6 protein-coding genes are annotated in these 6,193 nt (G+C 72.5%); 1 reads left to right on the forward strand and 5 read right to left on the reverse strand.

The genetic code is table 11. The annotated features are described in order from the left end of the window. Window positions 1–155: 155 nt before the first annotated feature. Together ACFVWU_RS30580 and hemL are read right to left on the reverse strand one after the other, a co-directional pair. The gene (locus tag ACFVWU_RS30580; RefSeq protein ID WP_387626994.1) at window positions 156–803 is read right to left on the reverse strand and encodes a histidine phosphatase family protein; all 648 of its coding nucleotides are present in this window, start codon (window positions 801–803) and stop codon (window positions 156–158) included. A gap of 91 nt (window positions 804–894) precedes the next feature. Continuing rightward, window positions 895–2,223: a glutamate-1-semialdehyde 2,1-aminomutase gene (hemL, locus tag ACFVWU_RS30585; protein WP_387626983.1), complete on the reverse strand. Its 1,329-nt coding sequence runs from the start codon at window positions 2,221–2,223 to the stop codon at window positions 895–897. Window positions 2,224–2,707: 484 nt separating this feature from the next. Between hemL and ACFVWU_RS30590 the strand changes: the two genes are divergently transcribed. Next, the gene (locus tag ACFVWU_RS30590; protein WP_374223074.1) at window positions 2,708–3,190 is read left to right on the forward strand and encodes a hypothetical protein; all 483 of its coding nucleotides are present in this window, start codon (window positions 2,708–2,710) and stop codon (window positions 3,188–3,190) included. Window positions 3,191–3,268: 78 nt separating this feature from the next. Here ACFVWU_RS30590 and ACFVWU_RS30595 read toward each other — a convergent pair whose 3' ends face one another. From ACFVWU_RS30595 to ACFVWU_RS30605, 3 genes are all read right to left on the reverse strand, one after another. Next, complete coding sequence (locus ACFVWU_RS30595) at window positions 3,269–4,708, reverse strand: MFS transporter (protein WP_387626985.1); 1,440 nt, start codon at window positions 4,706–4,708, stop codon at window positions 3,269–3,271. A 101-nt stretch (window positions 4,709–4,809) separates the two neighbouring features. Then, window positions 4,810–5,301, reverse strand: coding sequence for a MarR family winged helix-turn-helix transcriptional regulator (locus tag ACFVWU_RS30600; protein ID WP_387626987.1), 492 nt, complete (start codon window positions 5,299–5,301; stop codon window positions 4,810–4,812). 63 nt (window positions 5,302–5,364) lie between these two features. Then, window positions 5,365–6,193: hypothetical protein (locus ACFVWU_RS30605; protein ID WP_387626988.1), on the reverse strand; the 829-nt coding region annotated here is incomplete at its 5' end.

Below are 6,193 nucleotides of genomic sequence, written 5' to 3' on the forward strand. Positions count from 1 at the left end.
TTCCGGGCAGGTTCGCCGGGGTCCTGCCTTGCGCGCCGCACCCCCTCTGACCTGCAACGGAACCGGGCCACCCGGCGGTTGCCGGGTGGCCCGAAGCCATACTTACCCAGGGCTTACGCGCACTGGCGCAGGCTCGTCCGCGCGGTGCCGCGGGCTCAGGCTCCGAAGCTCTTGCCCACCGGCTTGCCCTTGCCGCCCTTGCCGACCAGGTGCGCCGGCAGCAGGTCGCGGGCCGGCTCGCGGTAGCCGACCGAGACGATCCGGTCGCCCTCGAAGGTGAAGCTGGTCAGCGAGGCCAGCGAGCACTGCCGACGGCGCGGGTCGTGCCAGAGCCGGCGGCGCTCCACGAAGGAGCGGACGATCCAGACCGGCAGCTGGTGGCTGACGCAGACCGCCTCGTGCCCGCGGGCGGCGTCCCGGGCCGCGCCGAGCGCGCCCATCATCCGCACCACCTGGTCGAGGTACGGCTCGCCCCAGGAGGGCTTGAACGGGTTGGTGAGGTACTTCCAGTAGCCGGGGTTGCGCAGCGAGCCGTCGCCGACGCCGAAGGTCTTGCCCTCGAAGACGTTCTCCGCCTCGATCAGCCGCCCGTCCACCGCGACGTCCAGACCGTGCGACTTGGCGATCGGCGCGGCGGTCTCCTGGGCGCGCTCCAGCGGGGAGGCCACCACGTGGGTGATGTCCCGGCCGGCCAGGTCCTCGGCGACCCGCTCGGCCATCTCCCGGCCCAGCTCGGACAGGTGGTAGCCGGGCAGCCGCCCGTACAGGACGCCCTCCGGGTTGTGCACCTCGCCGTGGCGCATCAGGTGGACGACGGTGATCTCTTTGGCGCTCACTTCTCAACTGCTCCTGGGGCTCGGGGTGGACTAGGCCGTGGCGGCCAGACCGTGGCGGCTAGACCGTGGCGGCGGCAGCGGCGCGCGCGGCGGCCGGCAGGGCGGCGGCGATCCGCTCGATCGCCCGCGCGTCGTGGGTCGCCGAGACGAACCAGGACTCGAAGGCGGACGGCGGCAGGTAGACGCCCTCGGCCAGCATCGCGTGGAAGAAGGCGGTGAAACGGTACGCCTCCTGGGTCCGGGCCTCGTCGTAGTTGGTGACCGGGGCCTCGGTGAAGAACACCGAGAACATGTTCCCGGCGGTCTGCAGGCGGTGCGCCACGCCCTCCTTGGTGAGCGCCTCGGAGACCAGGCCGGAGACCTCGGCGGCGACCTTGTCCACCGTCGCGTACACCTCGTCCGTGCAGCCGCGCAGCTGGGCCAGGCCCGCCGCGGTGGCGACCGGGTTCCCGGACAGGGTGCCCGCCTGGTAGACCGGGCCGGCCGGGGCCAGGTGCGCCATCACGTCGGCGCGACCGCCGAAGGCCGCGGCCGGGAAGCCGCCGCCCATGACCTTGCCGAAGGTCAGCAGGTCCGGTGCCCAGCCCTCGTTCGCCGCCTCCAGGCCGTACCAGCCGGCCTTGGAGACACGGAAGCCGGTCATCACCTCGTCGGAGATGAACAGCGCGCCGTTGTCCCGGCAGAGCCGGGCCAGGCCCGCGTTGAAGCCGGGCAGCGGCGGGACGACGCCCATGTTGCCGGGCGAGGCCTCGGTGATCACACAGGCGATCTCGCCCGGGTGGGCGGCGAAGGCCTGCTCGACGGCGGCCAGGTCGTTGTACGGCAGCACGATGGTGTCGCCGGCCTGGGCACCGGTGACACCCGGGGTGTCCGGCAGGCCGAAGGTGGCCACACCGGAACCGGCGGCGGCCAGCAGCGCGTCCACGTGACCGTGGTAGCAGCCGGCGAACTTGACCACCTTCGCCCGGCCGGTGAAGCCGCGGGCGAGCCGGATCGCGGACATGGTGGCCTCGGTGCCGGAGGAGACCAGCCGGACCTGCTCGACCGGGGCGACCCGGGAGACGATCTCCTCGGCCAGCTCCACCTCGCCCTGGCCGGGCGTGCCGAAGGAGGTGCCGTTGGCGACCGCCCGCTGGACGGCGTCGATCACGGCGGGGTTCGCGTGGCCGAGGATCATCGGACCCCACGAGCACACCAGGTCGACGTACTCACGGCCGTCGGCGTCGGTGAGGTAGGGGCCGGTGCCGGACACCATGAAGCGAGGCGTGCCGCCGACCGCGCGGAAGGCGCGCACCGGGGAGTTGACGCCGCCGGGCGTGACCACGGAGGCGCGATCGAAGAGCGACTGGGACTGGGGGGCTTCGTAGGGGTAGCTCACGGGAGACATGGTCTCAAATCGTGTCCTTGAGCTCTGCATGTCCGGCCCGATCATCTGGAACGATGATCCGGGCACCGTTGTCTGTACGGTTGTCCGTGACGGGTTGTCCGTGACGGATTGTCCGTACGGACGGGGCCGCTGGCTGCCCCGAAGCACGGACCAGTCAGACTGTGTGCACAGAGTGCGCGAGCGCTCCGGTTGTGTGCAGGGGTGTGGAGAGGACTGCTGTCGGCCGCGAGTGGGTAGGGCCCGCGAGTGGGTACGGCGGCGCATGACGGGTAAGGAGCACGTCCGGAGGGACGCCGGGCGTGCGGGGGTCTGTCGATTCCGGCGAATTCCGGTGAGGATGGTCCGAGTGTCCGAGGCGCAGGACGGCTACGACGAGGCCGCGGGGGGCTCCCGCAGGCCCGCCGAAGCCGCACGCGGGGGTACGGGAGCGGGTACGGGTCGTGGTCGCCGCGGCGGCGAGAGGCGGGGTGAGGGACGCGTGGGGGTGACGTACAAGTACTTCGGCGCACCGGACCGCGCCACCGCCGCCAGAGTCCCCACCGCCCTCGGTCCGGGCGGCCTCGGCCTGGACGCCGGCGAGCTCGGCGCGCTGGGGCGGCTCGGCGACCTGATGGAGACCAGCGGCTCCCCCACCGGCCACCTCTCCACCAAGATCAAGCCGGAGACCATGAGCGCCATGGTCCTCACCGGCATCCAGGGCGTCCCGCTGCACCAGGTCCCGCCGCTGGAACTCGTCGTGCTCCACCCCGACTACGCCGTCGTCCAGCTCCCGCACAACGTGGTCGAACCGCTCCGCAAGGCCGACGTCACCGAGCTCGGCGCGGCCGCCTTCATCTGGTCCACCGTCCCGGACCGGCGCGGGCCGCGCGACGCCTTCGTGATCTACAGCATGCTGCACGAGTGGCAGGACTTCGCCAACCGGCTGCACGAGGCCGGGCACCAGCTGTACTGCCTGGTCTGGCCGTAGCGCCGAGCCCCGACCCGCTGAACGCGGGGCCGGGGCTCCGTCGACTGACGATCCGTCAGGAATCGCACTTGCCTGCCGTCAGTTCCTGGCGGTCGGTCGGAGCACCACCGCCGCGAGCACCAGCGCCACCGCGAGCAGCCCGGCGGCCACCGCGAAGGCGAGCCGGAAGCCGCCGGTGAGCGCGTCCGGCGCGGAGTGCCCGGCGGCGAGCAGGGCGCCGGTGCGGCCGTCGGCGAGGGTGGTCAGCACCGCCACCCCGAGCGCGCCGCCGACCTGCTGGCTGGTGTTGAACAGGCCGGAGGCGGTCCCCGCGTCCTCCGGGCCGGCGCCCGACATGCCGAGCACGGCGAGCGCCGAGAGCACCAGCCCGCCGCCGCCGATCAGCAGCATGGTCGGCAGCAGGTGGGCGGCGTAGTCGGCGTCGGACGGCAGCCGGGTCAGCAGGCCGAGCGCGACCACCAGCGCGGCCAGGCCCGCCAGCAGCACCGCTCGCTCACCGAACCGGGCACTCAGCCGGGCCGAGAGCAACAGCGACACCGCGCCGATGGCGACCGCGGCCGGCAGCATGGCCAGGCCGGTGGCGGCCGCGCCGTAGCCGAGGACCTGCTGCATGTAGAGGGCGACCAGGATCTGGAAGGCGAACATCCCGGAGATGGTCAGGATCTGCACGGCGTTGGCCCCGGAGACGCTGCGGGAGCGGAACATCCGCAGCGGGAGCAGGGGCTGGGCGGCCCGGGCCTGGCGGAACAGGAAGGCGGCCAGCAGGGCGAGCGAGAGCGCGCCGAGCCCCAGGGTGCGGGCGGAGGCCCAGCCGTGCGCGCCGGTGCCGACGATGGTGTAGATGCCGAGCATCAGGGCGGCGGTGATCAGCGCGGCGCCCAGCGCGTCGGCGCCGGCCCGCAGGCCCGGGCCGCGCTCGGACTCCAGCACCCGGACGGCGAGCAGGGCGGCGGCGAGGCCGAGCGGCAGGTTGATCAGGAAGATCCAGTGCCAGCTGAGGGCCTGGGTGAGCACATCCCCGAGGACCTGGCCGATCGAGGCGCCGGCCGCGCCGACGAAGCTGAAGGCGCCGATCGCGCGGCCGCGTTCGCCCGGCTCGGGGAAGAGCGTGACGATCATCCCGAGGCTGACCGAGGAGGCCATCGCGCCGCCGACGCCCTGCAGGAAGCGGGCGGCGATCAGCATCCCCTGCCCGGTGGCGAGGGCGCAGAGCAGCGAGGCCGCGGTGAAGAGGGCGAGTCCGGCGACGAAGACCCGCTTGCGGCCGATCAGGTCGCCGAGCCGGCCGGCCAGCAGGAGCAGTCCGCCGAAGGCGATCAGGTAGGCGTTGACCGTCCAGGTGAGGTCGGCGGGCGAGAAGTGCAGGTCGTTCTGGATGGCGGGCAGCGCCACGGTGACGATCGAGCCGTCCAGGACGATCATCAGCATCCCCGCGCAGAGCACCGCGAGGGCCAGTGCGCGGGAGCGGACGGGGGTCGCGGCCGCCGCGTCGGGCGCGGCCGGGGCGTGGGTGGTCATGGCGGGTCTCCCGGTTCGTCGAGTACCGGGAAGGACGCTATCAGATTGTTTTGTTCGAGACTATCTATCTTGGGAGCAGATCCCGGGAGCGCGGTACCGGATCACTGCCCCCGGGGGCGGCGGGCGCGGCGGACGGTGCGGTCGCTCTCGACCGGCTCCGCGAGGTGCCCGTCCACCAGTCGGGTGAGGGCGGAGACGAAGGCGTCCTGCTCGGGCTGCGGCAGCGACTCCAGGAGTTCGCGGTGCACCCGGTCGGCGATCGCGGTGCCCTTCACCACGGCGCGGGCACCCTCCTCGGTGACCGAGATGATCCGGGCCCGGCGGTCGGTGGCGGACGGGCGGCGCTCGGCCAGGCCCGCCTTCTCCAGCTCGTCGACGGTGACCACCATGGTGGTCTTGTCCAGGTCCGCCAGCTCGGCCAGCTGGATCTGGGTGCGCTCGGCCTCCTGCGCGTGGAACAGCACGCAGTACGCGCGGGGCGTGATGCCGAGCTCGGTGAAGGCGGCCGCCATCCGGGTCGCCAGCACGTGGCTCGCGTGGTCCATCAAGCCGGAGATGTCGCGAATCTGGCGCACGGGCGGGGTCGTCGTCATACGTCCGAGGTTAGCAACGGCCCGTCCACTGCCGGATGATCCCGTTGCCAACCAACACCGGGTTTACGGGATACCCAACTCGAACAGCGCATACCCCGCGTACCAGCCCGCCGCGATGGCCGGCATCGCGAACAGGCCGATCAGCGAGGGGGTCCGCACCCGGCGCAGCGCCACCGCCAGGCCGATGAACAGCGGGAAGGCGGGCAGCAGGTAGCGGGAGATGTTGCCGAAGATCTGGTTGCTGCTCAGCGCGGTGAAGACGGTCATCGCGGTGTACACCCACAGGACCAGCGGCGGGCGGACCCGCCAGAGCAGCACCAGCAGACCGGGCAGGGCGATCAGCAGGGCGATCGCGATCAGGTCCGGGACGGGGTTGGACTGCCAGAAGTCCCAGTGACCGGTGATCACGTCCATGATCGTGCGGAGGGTGGAGGCGCCGAAGTCGAAGTAGCGGTTCCAGGCGCCGCGCTGGAGCTTGAAGTAGCCGCCCCAGTCGCCCATCCGCCAGCCGACCCAGGCCACGTAGCCGATCAGGCCCCACGGGGTGATCAGCATCGCGGTCAGCGGGCGGGCCACCCCGTCGGTACGGCGGATCAGCGCGACCAGCGCGGCGATCGACACGGCCGCGATCAGCGCCGCGGCGGTCGGCCGGTTCAGGCCCGCCACCAGTGCGAGCAGGCCGGCGGCCAGCCAACGGCGGGTCATCACGCAGTAGCAGGCCCAGGCGGACAGCGCCACGAACAACGAGTCCGAGTAGATCGCCCACTCCACGCCCGAGCCCGGGAACAGGCCCCAGATCACCGCGGCGATCACACCCGCCCGGAAACCGCCGAGCCGCTCGGCGATCGCGAAGATCCCGGCCGCGGCGACCAGCGAGGCGACCACCGAGACC

This window comes from Kitasatospora sp. NPDC058190, assembly GCF_042883685.1.
In the GTDB taxonomy this organism is placed as follows: domain Bacteria; phylum Actinomycetota; class Actinomycetes; order Streptomycetales; family Streptomycetaceae; genus Kitasatospora.